Below are 26,517 nucleotides of genomic sequence, written 5' to 3'. Positions count from 1 at the left end.
GATGCGCGGCATCTTCCAGGAGGCCAGGTCCCGGCTGACCGCCGGATCCCCGGCTGCCGTACAGGAGGGACACCACAACCCCATGCCCCACCTCACGCAGGACCATGACCCGTCCACCGCCCGCCGGGCCACCGAGGCGGACCTGCTCCGCTGGGCCACCGCCGGTTCGGTGGACGACGGAAAGTCCACCCTGGTCGGACGCCTGCTGCACGACTCCAAGTCGGTCCTCGCCGACCAGCTCGAGTCCGTGTCCCGGCAGGGCACCCCCGACCTGGCCCTCCTCACCGACGGCCTGCGCGCCGAACGCGAGCAGGGCATCACCATCGACGTCGCCTACCGTTACTTCGCCACCCCGCGCAGACGGTTCATCCTCGCCGACACCCCCGGCCACGTGCAGTACACCCGCAACATGGTCACCGGCGCCTCCACCGCCGAACTGACGGTGATCCTCGTCGACGCCCGCAAGGGCGTGGTGGAGCAGACCCGCCGGCACGCGGCGGTGGCCGCGCTGCTGCGGGTGCCGCAAGTGGTGCTGGCCGTGAACAAGATGGACCTCGTCGGCTACGACGAGTCCGTGTTCGCGGAGATCGCCGGGGAGTTCGGGCGGCTCGCCGCCGGGCTCGGCATCCCGGAGGTCACCGCCATCCCGATCTCCGCGCTCGCCGGGGACAACGTCGTCGAGCCGTCCACCCGCATGGACTGGTACGGCGGCCCGACCGTCCTCGCCCACCTGGAGAGCGTGCCGGTCGCCACGGAGGTGACCGAGACGCCCGCGCGGTTCCCGGTGCAGTACGTCATCCGCTCCGGCGACGGACGCCTGTACGCCGGTCAGCTCGCCGCCGGCGTGCTGCGGGTCGGCGACCGGGTGACCGTGCTGCCGTCCGGGCGGACCACCACCGTCACCGGCATCGACGTGCTGGGCGAGCCCGCCGAGCTGATCGGCGCGCCCCGCTCGGGCGCGCTGCGGCTCGCCGACGACCTGGACGTCTCGCGCGGCGACGTCATCGTGCCGGCGGACACGCCGCCGACGGTGGCGCGGGACGTCGCGGCGGCCGTGTGCCATCTGCACGAGCGGTCGCTGCGACCCGGCGACCAGGTCCTGCTGAAGCACACCACGCGCACGGTGCGCGCGGTGGTCCGCCGGATCGGCGGCACGGGACGGCTGGACCTGAACGACATCGGGCAGATCGAGCTGCGCACCGCCGAACCGCTGGCGTTCGACCGGTACGCGGACAGCCGCCGCACCGGCTCCTTCGTGCTGATCGACCCGGCCGACGGCGCCACCCTCACCGCGGGCATGATCGGCACGACCGCTCCGGGGACGCCCGATGCGTCAGCCTGACCGGCGGCGCACGGGGGAATCCGGGCGCCCGGCGCGGCGGGGCCCCGGCCCCGCCGTCCTGGCGCTGCTCCTGCTGGTGCTCACGGTGGCGGGCTGCGGCTACGGGTCCCGGGCGCCGCAGACGGCGGCCGCCGCGCCGGCCGTCGGCAGCGGTCCGCCGCTGTCGGCGGAGTCGGTCACGGTCGGCTACTTCGCCAACGTCACGCACGCCACCCCGCTGGCCGGTGTCCAGGAGGGCTTCTTCACCCGGGAACTGGGCGGCACCCGGCTGCGCACCCAGGTGTTCAACGGCGGCCCGTCGGCGCTGGAGGCACTGAACGCGGGCGCCGTCGACATCGCCTGGATGGGCCCGTCGCCCGCCGTCAACGGCTACCTCCGCTCCGACGGCCGCAGCCTGCGGATCGTCTCGGGCGCGGCCTCCGGCGGCGTGTCCCTGGTCGTCGACAAGGACGTCGACGTGCGCGGCACCGACATCCGGGGCCTCAGGATCGCCACCCCGGAGGCGGGCAACACCCAGGACGTGGCCCTGCTGCACTGGATCCGCGAGCAGGGCTGGGACGTCGACCCGCACACCGGGCGCGGCGACGTCACGGTCGTGCGGCAGTCGTCGAAGGAGATCCCGACGAGCTTCCGGCGCGGCGCGATCGACGGCGCGTGGGTGCCCGAGCCGGTGGCCGCGCAGCTCGTCGCGGCCGGCGGGCGGGTGCTCGTCGACGAGGCCGACCTGTGGCGGGACGGCGCGTTCGTCACCTCGCTGGTGGTGGTCTCCCAGTCGTTCCTCGACGACCACCCCGACGTGGTGGAGGCGGTGCTGCGCGGCGCGCTGCGGACCAACAAGTGGCTGACGGAGAGCCCGGAGAAGGGCAAGGCGGGCGTCAACCGGGCCATCGAGGCGGCGACCGGCAGGCCGCTGCCGCCGGACGTCCTCGACGCGGCCTGGCGCAACGTCCGCCTCACCGCCGATCCGCTCGCCGCGACCCTCGCCGAGGAGGCCGAGCGGGCCGACCGGCTGGGGCTGCTGGGCGGGAAGGCCACGGCCCTGCGCGGCATCTTCGACCTTCGCGTGCTCAACGGGGTGCGCGCGGAGCGGGGCGAACCGGCCGTGGACGACGCCGGCCTCGGGGTCCCGAGCGGCACCTGACGCCGGCTTTCGACTACCAAAGGATTTGATCACATGTCAGAAACGGTGCTGCGGGCCGGCGCACCGGCACGCCCCCCGCTCGCCCTGGCCGGGGCGGAACCCCCCGCCGTGCGCCTCACCCATGTCTCCAAGTGGTTCGGCGACTCCGGGCGGCGGCAGGTCGTCCTCGACGACATCGACCTGACCCTGGACCGGGGCGAGTTCCTGTGCGTGCTCGGCGCGTCCGGGTGCGGCAAGTCGACCCTGCTGAACCTGGTGGCGGGCCTGGACCGGCCGTCCGCGGGGTCCATCGACGTGCCCGGCGGGCGGCGGGCCGCGCTGATGTTCCAGGACCACGCCCTGTTCCCGTGGCTGACCGCCGGGCGGAACGTCGAACTCGCGCTGCGGCTGCGCGGGATGCCCCGGCGGGAGCGGCCGGAGGAGGCGCGGCGGCTGCTGGACCTGGTGCGGCTGAAGGACGCGTACGGCAAGCGCGTCCACGAGCTGTCCGGCGGCATGCGCCAGCGGGTGGCGCTGGCGCGGGCGCTCGCGCAGGACGCGGACGTGCTGCTGATGGACGAGCCGTTCGCCGCGCTCGACGCGATCACCCGGGACGTGCTGCACGAGGAGCTGAGCCGCATCTGGTCGGAGAACCAGCTGTCGGTCGTGTTCGTCACCCACAACGTGCGCGAGGCGGTGCGGCTCGGGCAGCGGGTGGTGCTGCTGTCGTCGCGGCCCGGACGCGTGGTGCACGAGTGGACCGCCGACGCCCCCGGCACCCAGGAGGCCGCGCTGACGGCCCGGGTCACCGACGCCCTGCGGGAGGAGATACGCCGTCATGGGCGCCGGTGACACCATCACGACCCAACCCCGGCCGGGCGCCGAGACGGCGGCGGTCGGGGCGGGCCTCGACGCGCTGGACAGCGCCCCCGCCGGGCCCGCGCGGGCACCGCTGGGGCGGATCCTGCGGACGCGGGTGCTGCCGCCGCTCGTGGCGGTGGCGGTCGTACTGCTGCTGTGGCAGGCGGCGTACGCCGCCGAGCTGAAGCCGGACTACCTGCTGCCGTCGCCCGCGGACGTGGGGCGGGCCCTGTCGGACCAGTGGTACGAGGGCACGCTGTTCTCCACGGTGTGGACGAGCATGGAGCGCGGCGCGCTCGGCTTCGCGGCCGCCGTGCTGCTCGGTACCGCGCTGGGGCTGCTGCTCGGCGCGGTGCGCCCGGTGCGGGTGGCGATCGGGCCGGTGCTGTCGGGCCTCCAGTCGCTGCCGTCGGTGGCGTGGGTGCCGGCCGCGGTGGTGTGGTTCGGTCTCACCGACGCCACCATCTACGCCGTCGTCCTGCTGGGCGCCGTACCGTCCATCGCGAACGGGCTGCTGGCCGGCGTCGACCAGGTGCCGCCGCTGTACCTGCGCGCCGGGCGGGTGCTCGGCGCGACCGGCACGGCCCGCGTCCGGCACATCCTGCTGCCCGCCGCGCTGCCCGGCTACCTGGCCGGTCTGAAGCAGGGCTGGGCGTTCTCCTGGCGGTCCCTGATGGCCGCCGAACTCATCGCCAGCTCCCCGGAGCTGGGGCTGGGCCTCGGCCAGCTGCTGGAGAACGCCCGCTCCTACCAGGACATGGCGCTGGTGCTGGCCACCATCGGGGAGATCCTGGTCGTGGGCGTCGCCGTCGACCTGCTGGTGTTCGCTCCCCTGGAGCGCAGGGTGCTGCGCTCGCGGGGCCTGGCGGGCGCCCGCCCCTGAACCGCGCCCCGGACCGGTCCGATCCCCCCTGAGGACCGGCCCGGGGCGCAACCGGCTCTCTTGTCTCCCTCCCCCTTCCTCCCCCCTCTGCTCTACTGACGATTGTGACGAAGACCGCGGACTCCGCCCCCGGCTGGCTGCTGCGCCTGGCCCCCGAGGGGGTTCCCCCGGAGGCCGCCTGCCCGGCCGAGACGCTGGCGGCGGCCGAGGCGGAACTCGGGCCAGGCCCGGTCGGCTGGGCCGTCGAGGTCGCCCGGGACATGGCCGCGGACATCGTGCGGCAGGTGCCGGAGCACGGCGGCGCCGGGGCGTACCCGCCGTTCCGGCGGGCGGTGGAGGCGACGGTCCTGACCGCCCTGCGCGGCCTGCTCACCGAACCGCCGCCCACGGCCGAACTCGTGCCGCCGGAGGCCGTCGCAGGCAACGCCGAACTCGCCCGCCGCAACGTCCCCCTGGACCGGGTGCTGCGCGGGGTGCGGCTCGGCCACGCCCATCTGCACGCCCGGCTGATGGCGGCGCTGGACCGGGAGCCGGAGGAGACCCGGGCCCAGGAGACCCACCGGGTCAGCGAACTCCTCTTCGTCTACGCCGACGTCCAGGCCAGCCGGCTCGCCGAGGAGTACGTCGCCGAACGCGACCGCTGGCGGCGCAGCACCGAGGCGGCCCGCCGCCGCACCGTCGACGACCTGCTCGCCGGCCGCCCCGTCGGCGACACCGCGGCCACCCGCACCCTCGGCTACGACCTGGCCCGCCACCACGCCGCGTTCATCATCACCTCGACCGCTCCGGACCCCTCCGAGCGGGCGTCGCGCCTGCTCGCCGCGGAGCTGTCCCGGGCGGCGGGCGGCGAGCACCTGCTGACCGTCGCCGCGGGCGGCACGGAACTGTGGGCGTGGACGTGCTGGCCGTCCCGGCCGCCGCGTGACGCGCTCGGCCGCCTGCCCCGCCTCGTCCCCGAGCGCCGCCCGCTGCGCGTCGCCGTCGGCCCGGTCGGCTACGGCGCGGAAGGCTTCCGGCGCAGCCACCGCGGCGCCCGCGAGGCCGACCGGATAGCCCGCCTGGGCCGCACCGGCTGGCTCTGCGACTACACCGACGTCAGCACGGCCGCCCTGCTCACCGCCGACCCGGAGCACGCCCGCTGGTTCGCCGCCGGCGTCCTCGGCCCCCTCGCCGCCGACGACCCCCGGGTACGCGAACTGCGCGAGACCCTGCGCGTCTACCTCGCCGAGGGCCGCAGCCCCCAGAGCGCCGCCGAACGCCTCTTCGTCGCCCGCAACACGGTCACCTACCGCGTCCACCGCGCGATGTCCCTCCTGGGCCGCCGCCTGGAGACGGACGCGCTGGAGCTGCGGCTGGCGCTGGAGATCATGCGGCTGCTGGGGCCGCCAGAGGATCTTGGCTAGCGTGTGTCTCTACGGGGATGCGGGCCATACCGCTCCGAAGGCCGGTGCGTCGCCTGCCCTGCCCAACTCCTGGCCCGAAGGCTGCGGACGTCCGGCATCGCTGCCACAGCTGTGCGGTGACCTACTCACCGCGGCGGCCACGAGTAGCGGCTGGAAGACCTAGGTGTTGTCCGCGCCCCCGCCGATGCGCAAGTGGTGCAGCATCAGCAGAGCGGCGACGGCGTTCGCCGATCTGATCTCGCCGCGCGCCACCAGCTCGGGCACCGCCGCCAGCGCCACCCACTCCCGCCGGGCGGACTCGAAGCCGTCGCGTGGTTCCCCGACTCTCTCTGCGCGGTCGGACCAGTACACCCGGTGGTGACTGGTGGAGATCCCCGGCATCGGGTCGACCGCGAGCAGCAGCTGCATCGGCCCCGGACGCCAGCCGGTCTCCTCCTCGAACTCCCGCGCCGCCGCAGCCGCCGGATCCTCACCCACGCCCGTACCGCCCGACGGCAACTCCCAGCCCCAAGCGCCGGTGATGAACCGGTGTCTCCACAACAGCAGGGCTTCATTGGCCTCGTTGACCACGGTGGCCACCGCGACAGGGCGCAGCCGAATGACTGTGTGGTCGAGGTGCCGGCCGTCGGGCAGTTCCACATCGGCCATGTTGACCGTGACCCACCGGTTCTCGTACACGGTCCGCTCGGACAGATTGCGCCACTCGGACACCGGATCACCTCTCGTCGGGTACGCCATCCATCCCAGCACACCTGCTACAGCGGGATGCGGAGGGTGTCGTCGATCCGCTCGACGACTTCTGCGGTGGCGGTGCTGCGGAGTCCGGTCATGACGCGTCGCATTTTGACGAGGCGGTCACGCAGCCGCAGCGACTCCATGCCCTGCATGGAATCGAGGACCGTGGTCGCGGTGGCGGCGGCTTGCTCGGCATGACCAGCTCGCAACTGGCAGTCGGTGAGGGTGGCCAGCCTGTGCACGCGTCCCCGTTCGTGCGTCTGTGTGGCCACCGCCTCCGCGGCATAGGCCTGCGCGGGACCAGTGTCCCCGAGCCGCATGAGTGCGTCGGCTAGGTTGACTTCGAGGAGCCCCGGCTGCACGTAGCCCGTTTCGGCTGGCTCCTCGTCGGGCCGGATATGACTCGCAGCCACCTCGGCGGCGGTCATGGCGCGGCGGGCGGAGGCATGGTCGCCCATGCGGCTGAAGGCCTTGGCCTGCATCGCGTGCAGATCGCAGGCGAGCCCCGGCGAGATCGTATTCCCGGCGGCCCGCAGCCCGGCTTCGGCGAAGGCCACGGCCTGCCGGTAATCGCGCATGTAGAGGGCCTGGTTGACCAAGAGGGCGATGATGTACCCACCGAATGCCCGGTCCCCGCTCGCTTTGGCGAGCCGCAACGCCTGGTGGAAGTACCTCTGAGCGAGGCCCTGCGCGTCAGAGTCGTAGGAGCAGATTCCGGCGACAGCGACGAGGCCGCCGACAGTCCGGTGCAGCTCCCGCCCGGTGGCATCCGAGTAGGCGCCGCGCAGCAGCGGAGCCGCTTCCGTGTTCAGAAACCGGAGGACGCGCGCTTTGGTCACGACACCGCCGGCCCTCCGGTACATCTGCTCATAGTGGCCGCGGGCCTGGCGCAGCGACTCGACATCGCACATGACGACGCGGGGCGTTCCAGGGCGGGACACATCGGTGTCGTCCGGCGGGTTCTCCCACTCCCACACTGGTCCGACGGCAGGCAGTCCCGTGATGACGGGCGCCTGCTGCACGTCTCGACGCTGCTGCTGGTCGCTCCGCCACAGGGCAGCGGACCGCTCGATGAACCCGGCGAGCGGGGTGGACGCTGGCGCAGGCGTGTCGCCTCTGCCCATGCCGATGTCCTCGACGGTGAGGGGCCGCCCGAGCCGGGCGGAGAGAACGTCGCAAATGAGGTCCGGAACGACGCCACGTGGTCTCTGCCCCCTCAGCCAGCGGATCACAGAGCTGTGGTCATAGCGCATCGTCTTGTCATGGGCGGCGCCCGCCTGGTTGATGCGCGAGGCCAGCCCCTTACGGGAGATCCCAGCCTCGTCCAACAGCGCGTCAAGGAGGGTGTTCGGTTCCACGTGTGCCCCCGATTCGCTCACTCCGTGAAGGCTAACGACGACGTCCTCACACACTGTGTGAAACGACCAATGCCACTCACACTCCGTACACACTCCCGCACGAGGGGTTCAGACCGGCAGCATCTCCCCATGAAGTTGCACCGCAGTGCCTTGCAGCCGCGCGTGATCCAGTCCTCGTCCCGGCCAAGAGACTTGTGCACACCCGGGCCGCACGCGAGATCGCAGTGGCCACCTGGTTACTGAACTCCGCTGACGACCGAACGCAGGCACGCACCGAGTGGGACGACACCGGCCTCGCGCTCTTCCGGTGTGGCGGCCTCTTCACCGCCGTACGCATGGAGGCGGACCTCGTGCACGCCGCGGCAGGCACCACCGAGTCGGCAGGCGTTGACGCCTACCTGGACGCGGCCCTGCTCGGTGGCCCGGTGGTCGCCGACCGGCGCAGTGGCCGCTTCTACGCCCTCGTACCGCCGAGCGCGACGCGCCGCTCGGAGTGGGTCCAGGGCCGCCATTTCGGCGCGGCGTGCCTCGCCCCCGGCACCTATCTCGGTGTGCCTCGTCCCGACCTGGCCACGCCCGTACCGGCCTACCCGTCCTGGTGGTGCGTACAGATGGATGGTCCCGGAGTGCTGTGCGACGCTGACGCGGTCTCGCAGCTCTGTAGTTATGCCCGCTACCGGTTGGTGATGACGGAGGGCGCCGTGACGGGTGCAGCTGAGGCATCGCGGATCGATGTGGAGCTGATCCGGGATACATGCCAGCGGGCCCTCTGGGACCCGACGCCGAGCAGCCACGCGGAGATCGTGGGCCTCATCCAGGTGATCGAGGGCTACATCCGGCAACTTTCGCCGGTGGTTGCCGCTCTCGTACCGCGAATGCGCCGGAAGGCGAACCGGGAGACCGCGCTCGTCGTGCTGCGCCACGTCGATGAGGTGCTCGACGAGCGGCAGTCGCCGGTGGACGCGGTCCGCCGGCTCCACGATGTGGGCGTGGTCGCGCGGTCGCTGCTCGGGATGTACGAGCATCCCGGCGAGCTGTCACCGGTCCGTACCGCCTTGGCCTCGCTCCGACAGCCACTCCCCACGGAAACGACCGAGAACGAACGGAGCTCCCGATGAAGACCAAGGTGCACGACGAACGGATCGCCCCCTGGGGAGTCAGCCGTATGAAGCCATTCCCCGCGGCCGCGGTCCTGCCCGCCGCGCGCCCGGTCCTCAACGCCGCGACGCAGACCGCCGTATGGGTGCGGCCGGACGGAACCCCGATGCCGACGATGGACAGGCACAAGAGGTCGGAGACCTCGCAGGAGACGGCGACCAAGACCAGCCTGGACGGCACTCCGGACCAGGGCAGCGACCAGCAGGGAGACAACGACTGATGGCCGTGGCCGGGCCGCCCGTCCTCGTCGTGACCCGTCTGGACGACGCGACAGCAGACGAGGTGATCGGCGAACTCAACCGGCGCCGTGTGCCGGTGGTCCGCCTGGACCCCGGGGACTTCCCCACAGCCGTCACCGTCGCCGCGACCCTCGACGGCACTGGGGTCGCCGGCACCCTGACCACCGAAACCCGCGCTGTCGACCTGGACGGCGTGCGCTCGGTGTACTGGAGGCGGCCCACCCCCTACAGAGCCGACCTCGCCATGAGCGAGCAGACCGCACGCTGGGCCTTGGAGGAGGCCCGCCATGGGCTCGGCGGCGTCTTGGCCTCCCTCCCCGGCGCCCACTACCTGAATCACCCCTGGCGAAACCGGGATGCCGAATACAAGCCTGCTCAGCTGGCCACTGCTGCACGTTGTGGGCTGAACGTGCCTCCCACCCTCATCACCAACGACCCCGGCCAAGCCCGCGATTTCGTCAACACCCGCCGGCCGGTCCTCTACAAGCCCTTGCGCGACACCGAGTACGCCGACGCCGACGGCCGGTCCCTCACCGTGTGGATCGATGACGTCACCCCGGCCCAGATCGACGACCGGGTACGCCACACCGCGCACCTCTTCCAGCAGCGGGTGTCCAAGACGGCCGACATCCGCCTGACCGCCGTAGGCGAGTGCTTGTTCGCCGTCCGGATCGACGGCTCACCCGGCGTCGACTGGCGGCGTCACTACGACCGGCTGACCTACGCACCCATCGACGTCCCTCCTGGGATCGCCAAGGGGGTACGCGACTACCTCAACGCGTTCGGGTTGGCCTTCGGTGCCTTCGACTTCGGCTTGGACCCGGACGGCGAATGGCACTGGTATGAGTGCAATCCCAACGGCCAATGGGCCTGGTTCCCCGAACACATCACCTCGCCGATCACCGCCGCCCTCGCCGATGAGCTCCAGTACGGAGGCAACGCATGACCGCCGATCCTGCCCGGCAACTCCGCCACGCTCTCGCCGCGTCCGTTCCCGTGGAAGACCCCGCCTGGCGTGACGCCCTCGAAGCCGTTCCCCGCGAACTGTTCCTCGGCGAGGCCGTGTTCCGGCCGTCCGGCGTCCAGTGGGAGCCCGTGCACCGCCGAACAGTCGGACAGGAGGAATGGCTCCGGCTCGTCTACCAGGACACCACCTGGGTCACTCAGATCGAAGGCGTCACCGCCGTGGACGCTCCGGGTCCGATGGCCGGGCGGCCCACCTCCTCCAGCACCCTGCCGTCGCTGATCGTGCGGATGCTCGACCTCGCGAGCATCCGTGACGGGGACAGGGTCCTGGAGATCGGCACCGGGACCGGCTACTCCACAGCTCTCCTCTGCCACCGCCTCGGCGACAAGAACGTCTACTCCGTCGAGTACGACCCCGGGCTCGCCGCAGCCGCGGCCGACCACATCCACACCGCCGGCCACTCCCCGACGCTCCTCACCGGAGACGGACTCGCCGGCCACCGGGGCGGCGCCGAGTACGACGCGATCGTGGCCACGTGCGCGGTGCGGTACATCCCACCCGCATGGCCGCATCAGGTACGGGACGGAGGAACCATCACCACGACCATCAGCGGGTGGATGCTCGCCTCCGGTCTGATCCGCCTCACCGTCCACGACGACGGCACCGCCACCGGGCGCTTCACGGGCGACCAGATCGGCTACATGCTCGCCCGCCCCCACGAGCGACCGCCCCGGCCCGCTTTCCACCAGCGGCCTGGACAGACCAGCCCGGCCCGCTTCGACCCCGGTCTCCTCGACGACTGGACGGCACAGTTCGTCGCGCAGCTCGCCGCGCCCTCCGCCGAACTCATGACGACCAGTGACGGAGTGATCCTGGTGGACGTCGCGACCGGTTCACAGGCCTGGACCGAGATCACCGGGGACGGCTGGCAGGTGCACCAGCACGGCCCCCTACGCCTGTGGGACGCCGTGGAGGACGGTCTCACCGCCTGGCAGGAAGCCGGGGCGCCCCCGCAGTCCGCGTTCGGTATGACCGTCAACCACGACGGCACCCAGCACATCTGGCTCTCGGAGCCCACCGGACCGTGCTGGAACCTGCCTGTCTGACCCACCCCTCCACCGGCGCCGTGACGTACGATCCCTCCCGTACCGCATCGCATGGCGGCCTCCCGACAAGTGTTCTCTCCACCGGAGGCTCCGCATGCCCGAAGTGCGTCCCTTCCACCGTGCCGACCGCGACCAGTTGACCGAGTTGGTCAACGCGCATGTCGCCGCCGTCCTCCCTGGTCTCTCCGTGTCCGTGAACACGGTGCTCAGCTCGCTGGAACGGCAGCCGGACGAGTTCGTGACCGACCCGTGGGTCAGCGAGCGGGTCACGCTGGTCGCCGAGCAGCGGCGGTACGTCGTCGCGGCGGCCCACCTGCTGCGGTACCGCGCCGACGCGGAGGTCGGCGAAGGCTATCGGGACACGGGCGAGATCAACTGGTTCGTCTACCAGCCGCCGACCTCGCTCTTCCCGGACACCGAGGAGATCGCCGACCGGCTCATGAGCGCCTGCCTGGCCCAGCTGGCCCGCTGGAGCGTGCGCGCACGGCACGCCGACGGTGCGCTGCCCGCGCCTGGGGTGTACGGGCTGCCGCGCCCGTGGCCGCACATCCGGGCCGTCTACGAACGCGCGGGCTTCCGCCACACCGGCGATACGGAGGTGCTGCTCCTGGCCCGGGTCGCCGACCTGCCCCGGCCCGAGCACCGGGCCGGTGTCACGGTCGAGCGCACGCTCGGGGAATGCGGTACGCGCCTCACCGCGTACCTGGACGGGCAGGTCGTCGGGTTCGTCGAGGTCGATACGTCCCTGGCCCGGCCCGAGCGCCACCTGCGGGCGGCCGCCGGCCTCGCCGATCTGGGCAACCTGCACATCGCGCCGTCCCACCGCGATGACGGCTGGGACCGGCTTCTCCTGGCCCATGCCGCGGACTGGCTCCGCCTGGCCGGTGTGGAACGCCTCCTCGCCTACGAGTCCGCCGGCGAACCCGAGGCGATCCAGCGGCTGCTCGGCGCCGGTTTCCGCGAGCTGACGCGAACGGACCGCGGCTGGGAGCACCAAGCCTGACACCGTGACCGGCATCGCCGTTCGCGCGGATCCTAGACTCCCCGGATGACCGACAGACCCTGCCACTGCCTCCTCTGCCACCCCGCCGAAGGCGGCGACGCCGCCTGGGACGAGCGCGACGGCCGCATCGCGCGTGACGTCACCGCTCACGACTGGCACGCGATGGGCGTGCTCGGTGACGACGCCCCCGCCGACTGGGGCTACTCCATCGGCCTGTGGCACACCCTGCGCAGCCCCGAGGTGAGTGTCTTCGGCCTGCCCGCGCGAACGGCGCTGCACGTGGTGAACGCCGCCGGGACCGCGGTCCGCGACGGCGCGCCCCTCGCCCGCGACCAGCGCCGCGCCGACGTCCTGGACGGCCGGGAGGTGATCGTCCGCTCCGTCCACTCCAGCTGGTACCGTGACTTCTTCGGCGCGGGCATCGACTTCTACCAGCGTCCGCCGATGCCCGTCACCCAGTTGTTCTGGCCGGACAAGACGGGCCGCTTTCCCTGGGACGACGGCGTCGACGAGTACTGCCGCGCGAGCCAGCCGCTGCTGTGGGTCCCGAAGAAGGAGTCGGACGGGCCGTGGACCGAACTGTGACAGGAGTGCGGTACAGGGTCCGGGCCAGCTGTTCTTGCTGGTGATCGCCTCGACCGGCGTGGCCACGGTGTCGACCGTGCTGTGGGCCGTGATGCGCAAGGTGACCGGACGACGGGGGGCACGCCTCACCGGGCCGCCCGGAAAGCATGTGCGAACCAGGCGGCACACCCCTGGGGTGGCCGGGCCGGCTGCCCTTGTGAGGTTTCGGCGGCGGATAGCGCATCGCCGCGTCTGATGTCCCCCGATCCCAAACAGCGGCCGGAGTTTGGGCGGTGGGACCAAAGCCCGAGGGGCGTCCGCGCCGTTGACTGCTGGCAGGAACCTCACCTGTCGACGCGGCTTCACCGCGTACCCGCAGCCCGTACGTCCCTTCGTCACCTCGGGATTCGCCATGCCCAATTCCCCTGACGCATCCGTCACCCCGGTCGCTCACACCCGCCGGACCGTCCTGCGTACCGCCGCCGCTGCCTCGGGGCTCGGCGCCGCCGCCGCGTTGTCCCTGCGGCCCACGCCCGCCACCGCCACTCCCGCCAAGGGGGGCTCCCGCACGGAGCTGGTGCTGCTCGGCACCAGCGGCGGGCCCGTGCCCATGTACGGCAGGGCCGGGATCTCCTCGGCGCTGGTGGTGGACGGGCGGGTGTATCTGGTGGACTGCGGGCCGGGGGCGTTCGGCCGGTACGCGGAGGCGGCGCTGACCGCCGGCCAGCTGGACGGCGTGTTCGTGACGCACCTCCACTCCGACCACCTCGCCGACCTGTACGCCCTGCTGTGGCTGCGGTTCGGGGGGTTCCAGCCGCTGGGCGGGCCGGTGCACGTGTACGGGCCGGGGTCGGCGGGGGAACTGCCGGCGGTCCATCCGGCCGGGCGGTCGGTGGACACGGTCAGCCCGTCGTCCCCCGCGCCGGGCACGGCCGAGCTGCTGCGGCGGCACATCCAGGGCACGGCGTACGACATCAACGTACGGATGCGCAGTGAGGGATGGCCGGACATCCGCGACCTGATCGTGGCGCACGACATCCGGTTCCGGATGCCGAAGGGCGCCGGGCCGGACCGGCTGATGGCGCCGCCGATGAAGCCGTTCGAGGTGATGCGGGACGAGCGGGTGCGGGTGACGGCGACGCTGGTGGAGCATCCGCCGGTGTTCCCCTCCTTCGCGTTCCGCTTCGACACCGCCGACGGCTCGGTGGTGTTCAGCGGGGACACCGCGCCCTGCGGGAACGTGGCACGGCTGGCCCGCGGCGCGGACATCCTGGTGCACGAGGTGATGGACCTCGCCACGCTGAGGCTCGGCGGGCTGAAACCCGCCCAGCTGCGGCACATGGAGATCAGCCACACCGACGCGAGCAGGCTGGGGCCGCTCGCCGAGCGGGCCGGGGTGGAGACGCTGGTGCTGAGCCATCTGGTGCCCGGGGCGATCAACATCGTCCCCGACAGCACCTGGGACGCGAAGGTGCGGCAGGGCTACTCGGGGCGGGTCGTGGTGGGCCGGGACCTGGTGCGTCTGCCGGTGGGGCGGGCGCGGCGCGGCTGAGGCCCGCTGCGGCCGATCTCGCCGCGCAGCCGCTGCGCGCGCAGCACCAGCTCCAGTTCGAAGCGCCGGTCGGGGTCGTCGATGCCGTCGCCCCACAACTGCCGTATCTGTCGTAAGCGGTAACGGACGGTCTGCGGATGAACGCCGAGCCGAGCGGCCACCTCGGGCGCCCCGCCCCGGGTCTCCAGCCACGCCAGCAGGGTCTCCGCGAGCCGCCGCCCGTGGGTGGGCCCGCACGCGGCGAGCGGGGCGAGGCAGCGCGCGGCGAGGTCGTCGATCAGCTCCTCGGGCTGGAGCAGCACCAGCGCCTCGGTGTGCTCGGTGCAGAACAGCACCTCCCCGGCGGGCAGCAGCCGCCGTTCCATGAGGCGTACGGCGGCCTCGGCCCAGTTCAGGGACTTGGCGGCCTCGGCGAGCGGTACGGGCGGGCCGATGGCGCCGGCCCAGCCGGTCAGCGTGCGGTGCAGCAGTTCGGGCCGGCCGGCGGCGTCCGGTTCGGGCACGACCATGCGGGGCCGCTCGTACTCCATGTCGAGCAGCACGCCCTGCCCGACGGCGGGCGCGACCGCCTCCCGGGCGGGGCGCAGCAGCACGCCGACGGCGACCTTCTCGGGCAGTGGCCAGCCGATCCGCGCGGCCCGTTCGACGAGGGCGTCGGCGGGGTCGTCGCGGTGCGTCTCGGCGAGCAGCACCTCCAGCAGGCGGCGCTGGTGGCGCAGCCGTTCCCCGGCCTGCCGGGCGGCGGCCTCGGCGTAGCCGCGCACGGACTGGTCGACGAGGCCGTCGAGGTACTCGTAGCCTGCGTCGACGAGTTCGTACATCGCGGGCGGCGGGATCTCCACGCGCTGGCCGATGTCGGCGAACCGGCGCCAGGCCAGGCGTACGCCCATCCGGTAGATGGCCTGGAGGGAGTCCAGGCTGCGGCCGTTCAGTCCCTCGCCGCGGCCGAAGTTCTCGAAGAGGCCGGGCGGCACGGTGGGGCGGCCGGCCGCGTCGTGGACGTGCTCCAGGTGCTGCACGAAGCACTCGATGGCGCGGCGGATGCCGACCAGCGCCATCGGCTCGCCGTTCTCGTCCAGCACGACGGGCAGGTGCGGGTACTCGCGGCGGATCTCCCGCATGATCTCCTCGGCGAGCGCGGGCGCCTCGGCGAGGGCGATCGCGGAGAACCGGCGCACCTGCATCCGGGGCACGTCGTGCCAGGCGGAGCGCGGGGTGAGCGTCGCGGTCCGGTCGGCGGTCAAGGCCGGCTCCCCCGGCCCGCTTCCTCGTATGTGATCAGTGGGGTGTCCGGCTGGTCGGGGGTGGTTTCGAGCAGCGCGACGACGCCGAACGCGGCGGCGACGGCGAGGGTGGCGGCGGCCACGACGGTGACGGTGGCGGCGAGCAGTCTGGACATGCGGGGTCTGCCTCTCTGGTCCGGAGTCCGGAGATCGTCCGGAGGTCCTCCCACCCCGGGAGTCCCGCCCCTGCCTGTCGCAGCTCAGTGTCGACACGGCGGTCACACCGAGTCAAGGGAAGACTCCCGGCAGCGCTCACGAAATGACGTGACGTCAGCTACAACAACCGCCGAAATTGTCATCCCGGTGAGTAGCCGTGGCGATGCCCTGGGCCAAAACTGTCCACCCACCCCGGACACAGCGAGTCCACAGAGTCCCAGCGAGAAGCACCACCGGAACACCCCCTCCCCCACGCCGGGTTCCGCACCCCGAGACGAGTTGGAGCACCCATGCCCCAGCACGTGCCCCCGCTGCGCGCAGCACTCCCCGCGCCGCCGCAGCACCGCCCCACGGCGCTCCCCCCACCGCCGCGCCGCATCGTCTTCCTCGCCCACCGTGACCTCGGCAATCCCGCCGCCGGGGGCTCCGAACTGCTCGTCGACCGCCTCGCCGAGGGCCTGACCCGGCTGGGCCACGAGGTCACGCTGCTGTGTGGCGGGCCCGCGTCCTACCGCGACTACCGTGTCGTCTCGGTGGGCGGCCCCTACGACCACTATCTGCGGGCCCGCTCCGCCTTCGCCCGCCAGGTCGGTGAGACCGATCTGCTGGTGGAGGTGTGCAACGGGATGCCGTACCTCGCGCCGCTGTGGCATCGCGGCCCGACGATGTGCCTGGTCAACCACGTTCACACCGACCTGTGGAGGATGCGGTTCGGCGGCCCCCTCGCGCCCGCCGCGCGGATCGGCCGAAGACTCGAGCACTGGGCACTGACCGGGGCGCAGTCCCGGAGTCTGCTGGTGGCCGTGTCACCGTCGACGGCGCACGCGCTGCGCGCGATCGGCGTCGAACGGGACCGCATCCGCGTGGTGCACAACGGGGTGGAGGACCCGGGTCCGCGGGCCGACCGGTCGCCGGAGCCGCTGTTCGTGGCGGTCGGGCGGCTCGTCGAGTACAAGCGGATCGATCTGCTGCTGCGGCTGTGGGAACGGGTGCGGCCCGTCACCGGCGGCCGGCTCGTCATCGTCGGCGACGGCCCCGAACGGGACCGGCTGCGGCGGCTCGCCGGGCCCGGCGTCGAGTTCACCGGCCATGTCTCCGACGCGGAGAAGCACCGGCTGCTGTGCGCGGCGTGGCTGCTGCTGCATCCCTCGGCGGTCGAGGGATGGGGGCTCGTCGTCACCGAGGCGGCGGCGCGGGAGACGCCGGCGATCGCGTTCGACGTGCCGGGGCTGCGGGATTCCGTCGTGGACGGGGAGACGGGTGTGCTGGCGCACGGCGAGTCCTCGTTCGCGGCGGCGTGGTGCACGCTGGCCCTGTCGGGGCGGCGCCGGGAGATCATGGGCAAGGCGGCGCGGGATCATGCGGCGCGGTACCGGTGGGAGCGGACTGTCCGGCAGTTCCGGGTGGTCGCGTCCGAGGCGGTACGGGGTTGGGCTTCGTGACACGGCTGCGGGTTGTTCGTGGCTTGTCGCGCCCACGCGGCGGAGCCGCAAATGTCATAGCCCCGCGCCCCTGGGCGGCGTCCTTGCGCCAGTCCGTCAATCTGTTCCGTGCCTTTCTGCGAGAGCAGGAGGACCCGGACGGGTGTTACTCGCTGCTCGCCCGCCACTCCGTCGATCAGGTCGAGGCCTGCGACGGGCCCGTCGCCGGTCGCACGGTCGTCGACGTGGGCGGCGGCAGCGGGTACTTCACCGCGGAGTTCCGGCGGCGGGGCGCGCAGGCGTATCTGTTCGAGCCGGATGTGCGGGAACTGGGTGAGAAGCCGCCCGAGGGGGCGGTCGTCGCGGACGGGTATCTGCTGCCGTTGTCCGACGGGTTCGCCGACGTCACGTTCTCCTCCAACGTGCTGGAGCACGTCGCGGACCCGCAGACGTTCCTCAGCGAGCTGGCGCGGGTCACCCGGCCCGGCGGGCTGATCTACGTGTCGTTCACCAACTGGCTGTCCCCGTGGGGCGGTCACGAGTGGGCGCCCTGGCACTACCTCGGCGCCGACCGGGCCCGCGCCCGCTACCTGCGCCGCACCGGGCGGCCCGCCAAGCACACCCTCGGCGAGAACCTGTTCGCCGTGCACATCGGCCCCACCCTCAGGCAGGTGCGCGCCCGGGACGACGTCACGCTCGTCACGGCCCGCTCCCGCTACTGGCCGTTCCTCACCGAGGCGATCGTGAAGGTCCCCGGTCTGCGTGAGGTGGCCACCTGGAACCTCCTCCTCATCCTCCGGCGGTGTCCCGAATGACGACCACGGTCCAGGCCCCTCCCCCGGCAGCCGTCCCCACCTCCGCGACCACCGCGGGACCGCCCCACGGCCCCCGTTCGCGGCGCTGGCTGCTGGGGTTCTGGGCCGTGGTCTTCGTCGCGTTCCTGGCCGTTCAACCCGGCCGGCAGACCTTCGACACCAAGCTGGGGGTGACCGTCGACCCGGGGCGGTTCCTCGCCGACCTGGGCCAGCTGTGGCACGACCGGGGCGGGTTCGGCGGCATCCAGGACCAGTACGCCGGCTATCTGTGGCCGATGCTGCCGTTCCACTGGCTGTGCCGGACGGTGGAGATACCGGTGTGGATCGCCGAGCGGCTGTGGATGTCGCTGGTGGTGACCGTGGCCTTCTGGGGGGCGCTGCGGCTCGCCGAGCGGCTGCGGATCGGCAGCCCGGCGACCCGGCTGCTCGCGGCGGTGGCGTACGCGCTGTGGCCGGTGTTCACCACGGTCGTCGGCTCGACGTCGGCCGCCGCGCTGCCGGGCGCGTTCCTGCCGTGGGTGCTGCTGCCGCTGACGGACGAGCGGTACGGCGCCCGGGTGGCCGCGCTGCGCTCGGCGCTGCTGGTGCCGTTCATGGGTGGCGTGAACGCGGCGTCGACGCTGGCGTCGCTGCTGCCGGTGGGGCTGTATCTGCTGTCCCGCCCGCCGGGGCCCCGGCAGCGCAAGCTGATCGCCTGGTGGGTGCCGGGTGTGCTGGTGGCGACCGCCTGGTGGTGGGTGCCGCTGCTGCTGCTCGGCGTGTACGGGGAGAACTTCCTGCCTTACGTGGAGAGTTCGCAGACCACGACGGCCACCATGTCGGCGACGGAGGCGCTGCGCGGCGCCGGGAACTGGGTGGCGTATCTGCACTTCGGGGAGGCGTGGCTGCCCGCCGGGTGGACGGTCGCCGCCTCGGCGGTGGTGGTCGTCTGCTCGGCGCTCGCGGCCGGGCTCGGGCTGGCCGGACTCGCGCGGCGGGACCTGCCGGAGCGGCGCTGGCTGGTGCTGACGGTGCTGGTGTGCGCGCTGGTGCTGCTCGCCGGGTACGGGGGCGGGTTCGGGGCGCCGTTCCACGGGACCGTGCAGGACTGGCTGAACGGATGGCTGGCGCCCTTCCGCAACATCTACAAGTTCCAGACCGGGCTCGCGCTGGCCCTGGTCCTCGGGCTGGCGCATCTCGTCGCGGTCGCCGCCGAGCCGCGCGGCGCGCGCCGGGTGCCCGGCCGCCGGTACGCCCCGCTGGTCGCGGCGGTGCTGGTGCTGCCGGGGCTGGTGTGGCCGTACCTCAACGGGTCCATCCTGAACCCGGGGTCGTTCAAGGAGCTGCCGAAGTACTGGCAGGCCACGGCCGACTGGCTGGAGAAGTACTCCCCCGACTCCCGCGCCCTCGTCGTCCCCGCGACCGCGCACGGCCTGTACACGTGGGGCTCGACCATCGACCAGCCGCTCGACGTGCTCGCCGGCTCCCGCTGGGCGCAGCGCGACTACGTCCCCTTCGGCACTCCCGGCAACCGGCGCGCCATGGACGCGGTCGAGCAGGCGCTGGCGACGGGCGGCGAAGTGCCGGGCCTCGCCGACTACCTGAGCCGGGCGGGCGTCTTCCACGTCGTCGTCCGCAACGACCTCGACCCCGACCAGATCGGCTACACCCCGACCGCCACCGTCAAGCGCACCCTCGAACAGTCCGGCTACGAGCGGGTCACCGGGCTCGGCCCCGTCATGACCGGCGGCCGGATCGCCGACGACACCCCGCTCCAGGTCGAGGGCCTGTACCCGAGGCAGCGGGCGGTGGAGATCTACCGGCCCGCCGACCCGGCCGTACCGCGCCCCGGGCAGGCGGCGCTGCACCCGGTCGCCGACACCGCCCGGGTCTCCGGCGGCCCCGAGGCGCTGCTGCCGCTCGCCGCCGGGCTGCGCGGCCGGGCCACCGTCCTCACCGGCGACCACCATCCCGGCCTCGGCTCCCCGAAGCTCCAGGTGACCGGTGACGGGCTGCGCCGCGCGGACACCCGGTTCGGGCTGGTCAACGCCAACACGTCGTACCCGTACACCCGCGACGAGCGCAACGCGCCGGACGCCCACCAGGACGCGGGTGAGCCGCCGCACCAGATCCTGCCGGTGACCGGCCAGGACCACCAGACGGTGGCGGAGCTGCGCGGCGCCCGCTCGGTGACCGCGTCCTCGTACGGCAGCTGGTTCTTCCACCTGCCGCAGTTCGACCCGGTGAACGCCTTCGACGGCGATCCCGGCACGGTGTGGACGGAAGGCTCCGACGGCTCCCCGGACGGGCAGTGGCTGCGGATCGGGTTCACCGGCGACGGCTATGCGATGCCGTCCTCGTTCGAGGTGACCCCGCTGCCGCAGGAGGGAGTCCGGTCGGCGCCGACGCGGGTGCGGGTGGAGACCGAGCGGGGACGGGTGACGAGCCCGCTGCGGCCGGACGGGTCGACGCAGACCGTCAAGGCGCCCCGGGGCGAGACCCGCTGGATGAAGCTGACGATCGTCGACTCGGTGGCGCGGCGGGCCGGGCTGCTCGGCGCGGGCTTCGCCGGGATCGACCTGCCCCGGGTGCAGGTCACGCGGATGCTGCGGCTCCCGGCGGACGCGGCCCGCACGACGGCCGACACGGAGATCGTCTCCCTGCACCGCGTCGCCGACCCCGCCGGGATGTCCCCGACCGGCACCGAGCCCGGACTGCACCGCCGCTTCACCACGGGCACGGCCGGCACGTACGAGGTGACGGCGAGCGCGGTCGCGGTGCCCGGACCGGAGCTGGACCGGCTGCTGTACGAGGTCGCGCCCGAGCAGCAGGACCGCATCACCGCGACCGCCGACTCCACCGCCCGCCTCGGCACCGGACTGGCCGCCCGCAACCTCACCGACGGTGACCTGACCACGGCGTGGATCGCGGGCGACCGGCCGACGATCCATCTGAGCTGGCCGGACAAGCAGCCGGTGGGCGAACTGGTGCTGGCGGCGGCCGGCGGACTGTCGTCCCGGCCGTCCCAGGTCCAGCTCAGCTCCCCGGACGGCGCGGCGATCGCGTCGGTCGACGAGAACGGCTGGGTCCGCTTCCCGCCGATCACCACCGACCGCCTGGACATCACGATCACCGAGACGGCCCCGCTGACCCTCTACAACCCGGTCGTCGACGAGGACCTGCAACTCCCCGTCGGCCTCACCGAGGCCTACGTCCCCGCCCTCGACCGCTACCGCACCCCGCAGCCCGCCCCCACCCGCGCCTTCACCCTGCCCTGCGGCAAGGGCCCGGTGCTGGCCGTGGACGGGGAGCTGTACCGGACCGGCGTCAAGGGGACCGTGCGGGACCTGGTGGAGCGGCGGCCGGTCGACGTCACCCTCTGCCCGGCCGGCGGTCTCGAACTGACCGCGGGCAGCCACCGAGTGGAGGCGGGCGACGCCGGCCCGCTCGTCGTCACCGACGTCACCCTCACCCGGGGCACCGCCCCGCAGCCGGTGACCTCCGACCGTGACCTGCGGATACGGGACTGGCTCGGCGACCGCCGCGAACTCACCGTCGGCGCGGGCGCCGCCACGTACCTGACGACGTACGAGAACCACAACGACGGCTGGCGCGCCACCCTCAACGGGCGGGAGCTCACCCCGGTCCGCCTCGACGGCTGGCAGCAGGGCTGGCGGATCCCGGCCGGCGCGGGCGGCACCGTCCGCCTGTCGTACGAGCCGGCGACGGCCTACGACGCCGCGCTGATCGGCGGCGGCGTCGGACTCGCCGCCCTGGTCGGCCTGGTGCTGTGGCGCCGCCGCGCCGCCAACCCCGACCCGCCGCAGCCACTGCCGCCGACGCCGGGGCTGTGGCTGGGCACGGTGGCGCTGACGGTGGTGGGCGTGATCGTCGCCGGGTGGCCGGCTCTGCTGATCCCGGCGCTCGCCCTGCTGGCACACCACCGGCACGCCCTCCTCGTCCCGGTCGCGTTCCTGGGACCGGCGGGAGCGGGACTCATCGCCGCGGCGAGCGCCGGGGAGCCGGTGGGGGACGGGGGCGGCGCGTTCGGGCGTACGGCGCAGCTGCTGGCGTTGGTGGGGTTGTTCGCGGCGTTGGTGAGTGTGCGGGAGGGGGGCGGGGGCGAGTCGGGTGGCGGGTCCGGTGATACGGCGGTGATGCCGCCGGTGGCGGCGGGGGCGGGGGGTGACTCGGGGTCGGTACCGGCGGGTGGCTCGCCGTCCGTACCGGCCGGTGGCCCGGTCCCGCCCGGTGGCCCGGTCCCGGCCGGTGGTCCGGTCCCGGCCGGTGGCCCGCCGCCGAGCCCAGCCGGTGGCCCGCCATCCGGCGCCCAGGAACCGCCCACGGCCCCCCTCCCCCTCCCCCGCCCGGCCACCGGCCCGACGCTCACCGCGCGGGCCCCCGGCGGGAGTCCCCTGCCCGATCCGCCGCCCGCGCCGGGCCGGTTCCGGAAGCGGGGGGCGCCGGGTGAGGGCGTGGGCGGTGAGCGCCCGTGACCGCGGTCGGGCGTCCGGCGTGGCCCGGCGACCGGCCGGTGCGCCGCGTGCCGTTCCCGGTCGTGGACGAGATCGCCCGGCACTGCCTCCAGGACGAGGAACCGGAGACGGTGCACATCGAGGTGCGGCTGCCGGGCCCGGTCGACCCGGCACGGCTCACCAAGGCCTTCGGGGAGGCGCTGCGCCGGCATCCGCGGATCCTGATGCGTGAGGCGCCGGGACGCTGGTACCGGCGCCGCTACGAGTGGGAGCTGACGCCGGAGCCGGACGGGCCGGTGGTGGCGTTCCCGGCGCCGGGCCCGGACGCGGTGCGGGACGCCCGGACGCGGGCGCTGGCCCAGGCGCCGCCGCTGACGACGGCGCCGCCGGTGCGGCTGGAGGCGGTGCCGGAGGACGGCGGCGGCACGGTACTCGTGCTCACCGTCAACCACACCGCCCTGGACGGCCCGGCCTGCCTGCGGGTCGTCGCGACGGCCGCGGAGCTGTACGGCGGCCGGGACAACTCCCCCGCCGCACCGCCCGTACGGGCCGTCGAACCCCCGCGGGTCCCCGGCGACGCCCCGTCCAACTGGTCCCGGCCGGCCCGGGTCGCCCCCGGCACCCCGTCCACCACCCCCGGCAACGGGCTGCTGGTCGCGGAACTCCCGCTCCCGCACCGCCCGAAAGGCGCCCCGTACACGGTGAACGACCAGCTCATGGTCGCCACGGCGCTGACCGTCGCCCACTGGAACCGCGAGCACGGCGCCCGCCCACGCCCCCTGCGCATCACCATGCCCGTCGACGACCGCCCCCGCGACCTCACCATGCCCATCGGCAACGGCACACGGCTGGTCGAAGTGCCGTACAGGTGGGAGGAGTTGATGCACGACGGCGGCGACATGGCGGCCCTTCTGCACCGCACCGCCACCCGCACCCGTGCCCTGAAGTCCCTCCCGCGCCCGCAACTCGGCCACGGAGCCGCCCTGTTGACGGCGCCCGTCGTGCCCGTCGCCTGGCGGGCCGCGGCCACCCGTGCGCTGCGGCGGGCGGCGTCCCCCTGGACGTCCACGATCCTGCTCAGCAACATCGGCCGCATCCCGTACCCGCTGGACTTCGGCGCGGAGGCGGGCCGGGCGCGGGCGGTGTGGTTCTCGGCGCCCGCCCGGATGCCGCGCGGCCTGACGGTCACCACCGCCTCCACGGCCGGCCGGCTGCATCTGGCCCTGCGCTGGTCCCGCACCCTGCTCGGCGACGGCGACGGCGTACGGCTGCGGGACCTGTTCGCGCACCACCTGCACTCGACGGAGGTCCCCGCGCCATGACGACCGCGCCAGAGAAGCCCACCGGAACGCGCGGACTGCGCGACTTCTACGAGAACCCCGCCGTCCCCGTCGCCTCCGGCACCCCGCGCTCGCTGCGCCAGGCCCGCCTGCTGGCCGCCGCGCTCGGCCCGGCGGGCCCCGGCGGCGGACGCGTGATCGTCGACATCGGCTGCGGCGACGGCACCGCGGCGGCCACGGCGGCGCCCCTCCTGCCCGGCCACCGCATCGTCGGCGTCGACTGGTCCCAGGACGCCCTCGCCCGCGCCCGCACCCGGCTGCCGTACGCGGTGCGCGGCGAGCTCACGGACGGCGGGCTGCCGCTGCGCACCGGGGCGGCGGACGCCGTGCTGTTCAGCGAGGTCGTGGAGCACCTGGTCGACCCGGACGCCGCGCTCGACGAGATCCGCCGTGTGCTGCGCCCCGGCGGCCATCTGATGCTGTCCACCCCGAACCTGGCCGCCTGGTACAACCGCGCCCTGCTGGCCGCCGGGATACAGCCGGTGTTCTCCGAGGTCAGCCTGCGCGCGATCCACGGCAGACCGGGGCGGGAGGTGGTGGGCCATCTGCGCCTCTACACGGCCCGGGCGCTGCGGGAGTTCGTGACGGCGGCGGGCTTCGAGGTCGTACGTCTGACGGGGGCGCCCTTCCACGGCGTGCCGCGCCCGCTGCGCGCCCTGGACCGCCTGGCCTGCGTCAGACCGTCCCTCGCCTCGATCCTCCTGCTGCACGCGCGAAGGACGTAGCCCGTGTGGTGGGGAGTGGCCGCCGCCCTGCTGGCGAACGTCCTCTACAGCGGCGGCTTCGTACTGGAGAAGCGGGCGCTGGCCAGGCTGCCGCAGGTGACGGTCCGCGAGCCGGCGCGGCTGGTGCGGCTGGTGCTCGGCAGCCCTCTGTGGATCGCCGGATCGCTGGCGCTGGCCTCCGGGTTCGCCGCTCAGCTCGTCGTCTACCGCACCCTGCCGATCGCCGCCGCGCAGGGCATCTTCGTCTCCGGGCTCGTGCTGCTGGTGCTGCTGTCGGTGCGGCTGCTCGGCGAGGAGACCAGCGGGCGGGAGCGGTACGCGCTGGGGGCGATCCTCGCCGCGCTGCTGATGGTGGTGCTGTCGCTGGACGAGGGCACGGACACGGTCAGCCGGGCCGCCCCCTACCCCCTGCTCCTGCTGCTGTGCGTGCCGTCCCTCGCGGCCGGCGTCTGGCTGTACCGCTCCGCCGAACGCCGCGCCCTGCGCCGCCACCGGCTGCCGACGACCGGCGTCGAGTACGGCGTGGCGGTGGGCCTGCTGTACGGGGTCAGCTCGCTGGCGATCAAAGGCGTGTCGGGCTACTGGACGCCGGGCGACCTGCCCGGCTTCCTGACCGGCGTCCTGCGCTCGCCCTACCCCTACCTGCTGCTGTTCACCGGTGCGTTCGGCCTGGTCATGTCGCAGGCCGCGCTGCAGCGCTGCCGGGCCTCGCTGATCGTGCCGGTGTGCACCACGGTGACCAGCCTCCACACCGCCGTACTCGGCACGCTCTCGTTCGGCGAGGCCCTGCCGGACGACCCGCTGCGGCTGACGCTGCGGCTGACGGGCACGGGGCTGGCGGTCGCCGTGCTGCTGTCGCTGCCGAAGCACGACGCCGCACCCCAACCGACCCCTCTTCGTAAGGAGTTGACGCCACCGTGACCATGACCCCCGACGACCCCCTGATGAAAATCCTGGCGTGCCCGCTGGACAAGGGCCCGCTGCACCTGCTGGTACCCGATGACGCCCACGAGGGTGACGAGTCGCTGTACAACCCGCGACTGCGCCGCCGCTACCCGATCGTGGACGGGATACCGCAGCTGCTGCCGTCGTCCGGGGAGCAGGTGTCGGAGGAGGAGCACGAGGAACTGCTCAGGCGGACGACCCCATGACGACCCTCGCGGCCCGCCTGGCCCGTTTCCTCCCCGCGCGGCTGGTCGCAGCGGCCGCCCGCGCGGTGTACCCCCGCTTCGAGCCGGAGCTGGCGAGAATCGCCGACCTGTGCCCGCCCGACTGCGGCACCGCGGTCGACGTGGGCGGCTGGTACGGCCCCTGGACGCGCCGTCTCAGCCGCCGCGCCCGGCACGTGGTAACCGTGGAGCCCGTGCCGCACCTCGCGGACCTCCTCGCGGCGACCGCCCCGCCCAACGTCCGGGTCGTCCGCGCCGCCGCCGCGGACCGCCCCGGCACGGCCCGGCTCTGGCTGCCGCCGGACGACACGGGTGCGCGAGGCGTGTCCTCCCTGGTCCGCCGGGACATCCACGCCCACGCCGTGGACGTGGACTGCGTGGCCCTGGACGACCTGGCGCTCACGGATGTCGGCTTCCTGAAGATCGACGTGGACGGCAGCGAGCTGGCGGTCCTGCGCGGCGCGACGGCGCTGCTGACCCGCGACCGCCCGGCCGTCCTCGTGGAACTGGAGACCCGCATCCAGCCCGTCAAGCCGGTGATCACCTACCTGTCCCTGCTCGGCTACGCCGGCTGGGTCCTGCCGGCGCGCACCTGGGTCCGCCTCCCGGACTTCCCCCTGGAGGCCCACCAGGCGGCCACCTCCCACGTCGCCACCCACGGCCTCCTCCGCCGCGCCCTGCCCCCGGGCGACCGCACCCGCTACGTCAACTCGGTCCTGTTCCTCCCGGTCGGCCGCACACCGGGCGCCGGCGGAAACTCCGCCCGCCTCCGCAGGTCCCGGCGCTGAGCGGGAACCCGGGAGGGACGCGAGCCCTTGCCTCTCCTCACAGAACCGTCACGCCGCCATCACGTCACGGTCGGG

General features: G+C 73.6%; 24 protein-coding genes. 20 read left to right on the top strand and 4 right to left on the bottom strand.

Annotated features, from left to right (window positions below):
• The first annotated feature begins 82 nt into the window (after nt 1–82).
• From AMK31_RS03080 to AMK31_RS03060, 5 genes are all read left to right on the top strand, one after another.
• Nucleotides 83–1,342 carry a sulfate adenylyltransferase subunit 1 gene (locus AMK31_RS03080; protein WP_073938971.1) on the top strand — a complete coding sequence of 420 codons (1,260 nt, stop codon included), beginning with the start codon at nt 83–85 and terminating at the stop codon, nt 1,340–1,342.
• Nucleotides 1,329–2,483: an ABC transporter substrate-binding protein gene (locus AMK31_RS03075; RefSeq protein ID WP_073938728.1), complete on the top strand. Its 1,155-nt coding sequence runs from the start codon at nt 1,329–1,331 to the stop codon at nt 2,481–2,483. Before AMK31_RS03080 ends, AMK31_RS03075 begins: the two co-directional genes overlap by 14 nt.
• Before the next feature lie 33 nt (nt 2,484–2,516).
• Entirely contained in the window at nt 2,517–3,314 is a 798-nt protein-coding gene (locus AMK31_RS03070) for an ABC transporter ATP-binding protein (RefSeq protein ID WP_073938727.1), read from the top strand.
• Nucleotides 3,301–4,206 carry an ABC transporter permease gene (locus AMK31_RS03065; protein ID WP_073938726.1) on the top strand — a complete coding sequence of 302 codons (906 nt, stop codon included), beginning with the start codon at nt 3,301–3,303 and terminating at the stop codon, nt 4,204–4,206. The genes AMK31_RS03070 and AMK31_RS03065 overlap by 14 nt, the downstream gene beginning before the upstream one ends.
• A 104-nt stretch (nt 4,207–4,310) precedes the next feature.
• Nucleotides 4,311–5,609 (top strand): PucR family transcriptional regulator, encoded by a 1,299-nt coding sequence (locus AMK31_RS03060; protein ID WP_073938725.1) that lies wholly within the window; start codon nt 4,311–4,313, stop codon nt 5,607–5,609.
• A 159-nt stretch (nt 5,610–5,768) separates the two neighbouring features.
• Here the strand turns inward: AMK31_RS03060 and AMK31_RS03055 are convergent, their stop codons facing one another.
• Nucleotides 5,769–6,347 (bottom strand): NUDIX domain-containing protein, encoded by a 579-nt coding sequence (locus AMK31_RS03055; RefSeq protein ID WP_073938724.1) that lies wholly within the window; start codon nt 6,345–6,347, stop codon nt 5,769–5,771.
• A 17-nt stretch (nt 6,348–6,364) separates the two neighbouring features.
• Nucleotides 6,365–7,702, bottom strand: a complete 1,338-nt coding sequence (locus tag AMK31_RS03050) for a transcriptional regulator (protein ID WP_073938723.1) — start codon at nt 7,700–7,702, stop codon at nt 6,365–6,367.
• Between the two features lie 194 nt (nt 7,703–7,896).
• On the opposite strand from AMK31_RS03050, the gene AMK31_RS40865 reads away from it, so the two are divergent.
• From AMK31_RS40865 to AMK31_RS03015, 7 genes are all read left to right on the top strand, one after another.
• A complete protein-coding gene (locus AMK31_RS40865; protein ID WP_198948405.1) occupies nt 7,897–8,820 on the top strand; it encodes a DUF6415 family natural product biosynthesis protein in 924 nt (307 codons plus the stop codon).
• Nucleotides 8,817–9,080 carry a putative ATP-grasp-modified RiPP gene (gene tgmA, locus AMK31_RS03040; protein WP_073938721.1) on the top strand — a complete coding sequence of 88 codons (264 nt, stop codon included), beginning with the start codon at nt 8,817–8,819 and terminating at the stop codon, nt 9,078–9,080. Before AMK31_RS40865 ends, tgmA begins: the two co-directional genes overlap by 4 nt.
• Complete coding sequence (tgmB, locus tag AMK31_RS03035; RefSeq protein WP_073938720.1) at nt 9,080–10,045, top strand: ATP-grasp ribosomal peptide maturase; 966 nt, start codon at nt 9,080–9,082, stop codon at nt 10,043–10,045. The genes tgmA and tgmB overlap by 1 nt, the downstream gene beginning before the upstream one ends.
• The gene (tgmC, locus tag AMK31_RS03030; protein WP_073938719.1) at nt 10,042–11,172 is read left to right on the top strand and encodes an ATP-grasp peptide maturase system methyltransferase; all 1,131 of its coding nucleotides are present in this window, start codon (nt 10,042–10,044) and stop codon (nt 11,170–11,172) included. The genes tgmB and tgmC overlap by 4 nt, the downstream gene beginning before the upstream one ends.
• 94 nt (nt 11,173–11,266) lie before the next feature.
• A complete protein-coding gene (locus tag AMK31_RS03025) occupies nt 11,267–12,175 on the top strand; it encodes a GNAT family N-acetyltransferase (RefSeq protein WP_073938718.1) in 909 nt (302 codons plus the stop codon).
• A 45-nt stretch (nt 12,176–12,220) separates the two neighbouring features.
• Nucleotides 12,221–12,760 (top strand): DUF4262 domain-containing protein, encoded by a 540-nt coding sequence (locus AMK31_RS03020; RefSeq protein WP_079186645.1) that lies wholly within the window; start codon nt 12,221–12,223, stop codon nt 12,758–12,760.
• 391 nt (nt 12,761–13,151) lie between these two features.
• Nucleotides 13,152–14,291 carry an MBL fold metallo-hydrolase gene (locus AMK31_RS03015; RefSeq protein ID WP_073938717.1) on the top strand — a complete coding sequence of 380 codons (1,140 nt, stop codon included), beginning with the start codon at nt 13,152–13,154 and terminating at the stop codon, nt 14,289–14,291.
• Here the strand turns inward: AMK31_RS03015 and AMK31_RS03010 are convergent.
• Both AMK31_RS03010 and AMK31_RS40860 read right to left on the bottom strand, forming a co-directional pair.
• Nucleotides 14,222–15,535 (bottom strand): helix-turn-helix domain-containing protein, encoded by a 1,314-nt coding sequence (locus tag AMK31_RS03010; RefSeq protein WP_073938716.1) that lies wholly within the window; start codon nt 15,533–15,535, stop codon nt 14,222–14,224. The two genes, AMK31_RS03015 and AMK31_RS03010, sit on opposite strands and share 70 nt — an antisense overlap.
• Nucleotides 15,532–15,690 (bottom strand): hypothetical protein, encoded by a 159-nt coding sequence (locus AMK31_RS40860; protein WP_198948404.1) that lies wholly within the window; start codon nt 15,688–15,690, stop codon nt 15,532–15,534. The genes AMK31_RS03010 and AMK31_RS40860 overlap by 4 nt, the downstream gene beginning before the upstream one ends.
• A gap of 330 nt (nt 15,691–16,020) precedes the next feature.
• Here AMK31_RS40860 and AMK31_RS03005 point away from each other — a divergent pair, with 330 nt between their 5' ends.
• The 8 genes from AMK31_RS03005 to AMK31_RS02970 all read left to right on the top strand — a co-directional run bounded on the left by AMK31_RS03005 (nt 16,021) and on the right by AMK31_RS02970 (nt 26,442).
• Nucleotides 16,021–17,172, top strand: a complete 1,152-nt coding sequence (locus AMK31_RS03005) for a glycosyltransferase family 4 protein (RefSeq protein ID WP_073938715.1) — start codon at nt 16,021–16,023, stop codon at nt 17,170–17,172.
• 83 nt (nt 17,173–17,255) lie between these two features.
• Nucleotides 17,256–17,966, top strand: a complete 711-nt coding sequence (locus tag AMK31_RS03000; protein WP_338013015.1) for a class I SAM-dependent methyltransferase — start codon at nt 17,256–17,258, stop codon at nt 17,964–17,966.
• Nucleotides 17,963–22,441, top strand: a complete 4,479-nt coding sequence (locus AMK31_RS02995; RefSeq protein ID WP_073938714.1) for an alpha-(1->3)-arabinofuranosyltransferase domain-containing protein — start codon at nt 17,963–17,965, stop codon at nt 22,439–22,441. Before AMK31_RS03000 ends, AMK31_RS02995 begins: the two co-directional genes overlap by 4 nt.
• Nucleotides 22,438–23,742, top strand: a complete 1,305-nt coding sequence (locus AMK31_RS02990; protein ID WP_073938713.1) for a condensation protein — start codon at nt 22,438–22,440, stop codon at nt 23,740–23,742. Before AMK31_RS02995 ends, AMK31_RS02990 begins: the two co-directional genes overlap by 4 nt.
• Complete coding sequence (locus AMK31_RS02985) at nt 23,739–24,485, top strand: class I SAM-dependent methyltransferase (RefSeq protein WP_073938712.1); 747 nt, start codon at nt 23,739–23,741, stop codon at nt 24,483–24,485. Before AMK31_RS02990 ends, AMK31_RS02985 begins: the two co-directional genes overlap by 4 nt.
• Nucleotides 24,486–24,500: 15 nt before the next feature.
• Nucleotides 24,501–25,406 carry a hypothetical protein gene (locus AMK31_RS02980; protein ID WP_073938711.1) on the top strand — a complete coding sequence of 302 codons (906 nt, stop codon included), beginning with the start codon at nt 24,501–24,503 and terminating at the stop codon, nt 25,404–25,406.
• 2 nt (nt 25,407–25,408) lie between these two features.
• Nucleotides 25,409–25,636 (top strand): Trm112 family protein, encoded by a 228-nt coding sequence (locus tag AMK31_RS02975; RefSeq protein WP_073938710.1) that lies wholly within the window; start codon nt 25,409–25,411, stop codon nt 25,634–25,636.
• A complete protein-coding gene (locus tag AMK31_RS02970; protein WP_073938709.1) occupies nt 25,633–26,442 on the top strand; it encodes an FkbM family methyltransferase in 810 nt (269 codons plus the stop codon). Before AMK31_RS02975 ends, AMK31_RS02970 begins: the two co-directional genes overlap by 4 nt.
• The last annotated feature ends 75 nt before the right edge of the window (nt 26,443–26,517 follow it).

Origin of the sequence: Streptomyces sp. TSRI0107, from assembly GCF_001905845.1 — a bacterium.
GTDB lineage: Bacteria > Actinomycetota > Actinomycetes > Streptomycetales > Streptomycetaceae > Streptomyces.
Note: the sequence above shows the minus strand (reverse complement) of the source record. Positions and strands in the feature narration are given on the sequence as shown.

What these genes read in the sequence shown, in the direction of transcription:
- AMK31_RS03020 (WP_079186645.1), top strand. Translation starts at nt 12,221, where the DNA reads ATGACCGACAGACCCTGCCACTGCCTCCTCTGCCACCCCGCCGAAGGC.
- tgmB (WP_073938720.1), top strand. Translation starts at nt 9,080, where the DNA reads ATGGCCGTGGCCGGGCCGCCCGTCCTCGTCGTGACCCGTCTGGACGAC.
- AMK31_RS02995 (WP_073938714.1), top strand. Translation starts at nt 17,963, where the DNA reads ATGACGACCACGGTCCAGGCCCCTCCCCCGGCAGCCGTCCCCACCTCC.
- AMK31_RS02985 (WP_073938712.1), top strand. Translation starts at nt 23,739, where the DNA reads ATGACGACCGCGCCAGAGAAGCCCACCGGAACGCGCGGACTGCGCGAC.
- AMK31_RS03015 (WP_073938717.1), top strand. Translation starts at nt 13,152, where the DNA reads ATGCCCAATTCCCCTGACGCATCCGTCACCCCGGTCGCTCACACCCGC.
- AMK31_RS03075 (WP_073938728.1), top strand. Translation starts at nt 1,329, where the DNA reads ATGCGTCAGCCTGACCGGCGGCGCACGGGGGAATCCGGGCGCCCGGCG.
- AMK31_RS03005 (WP_073938715.1), top strand. Translation starts at nt 16,021, where the DNA reads ATGCCCCAGCACGTGCCCCCGCTGCGCGCAGCACTCCCCGCGCCGCCG.
- tgmA (WP_073938721.1), top strand. Translation starts at nt 8,817, where the DNA reads ATGAAGACCAAGGTGCACGACGAACGGATCGCCCCCTGGGGAGTCAGC.
- AMK31_RS03080 (WP_073938971.1), top strand. Translation starts at nt 83, where the DNA reads ATGCCCCACCTCACGCAGGACCATGACCCGTCCACCGCCCGCCGGGCC.
- AMK31_RS40860 (WP_198948404.1), bottom strand. Translation starts at nt 15,690, where the DNA reads ATGTCCAGACTGCTCGCCGCCACCGTCACCGTCGTGGCCGCCGCCACC.
- AMK31_RS03065 (WP_073938726.1), top strand. Translation starts at nt 3,301, where the DNA reads ATGGGCGCCGGTGACACCATCACGACCCAACCCCGGCCGGGCGCCGAG.
- AMK31_RS03070 (WP_073938727.1), top strand. Translation starts at nt 2,517, where the DNA reads ATGTCAGAAACGGTGCTGCGGGCCGGCGCACCGGCACGCCCCCCGCTC.
- AMK31_RS03025 (WP_073938718.1), top strand. Translation starts at nt 11,267, where the DNA reads ATGCCCGAAGTGCGTCCCTTCCACCGTGCCGACCGCGACCAGTTGACC.
- AMK31_RS03055 (WP_073938724.1), bottom strand. Translation starts at nt 6,347, where the DNA reads ATGGCGTACCCGACGAGAGGTGATCCGGTGTCCGAGTGGCGCAATCTG.
- tgmC (WP_073938719.1), top strand. Translation starts at nt 10,042, where the DNA reads ATGACCGCCGATCCTGCCCGGCAACTCCGCCACGCTCTCGCCGCGTCC.
- AMK31_RS02975 (WP_073938710.1), top strand. Translation starts at nt 25,409, where the DNA reads ATGACCCCCGACGACCCCCTGATGAAAATCCTGGCGTGCCCGCTGGAC.
- AMK31_RS02970 (WP_073938709.1), top strand. Translation starts at nt 25,633, where the DNA reads ATGACGACCCTCGCGGCCCGCCTGGCCCGTTTCCTCCCCGCGCGGCTG.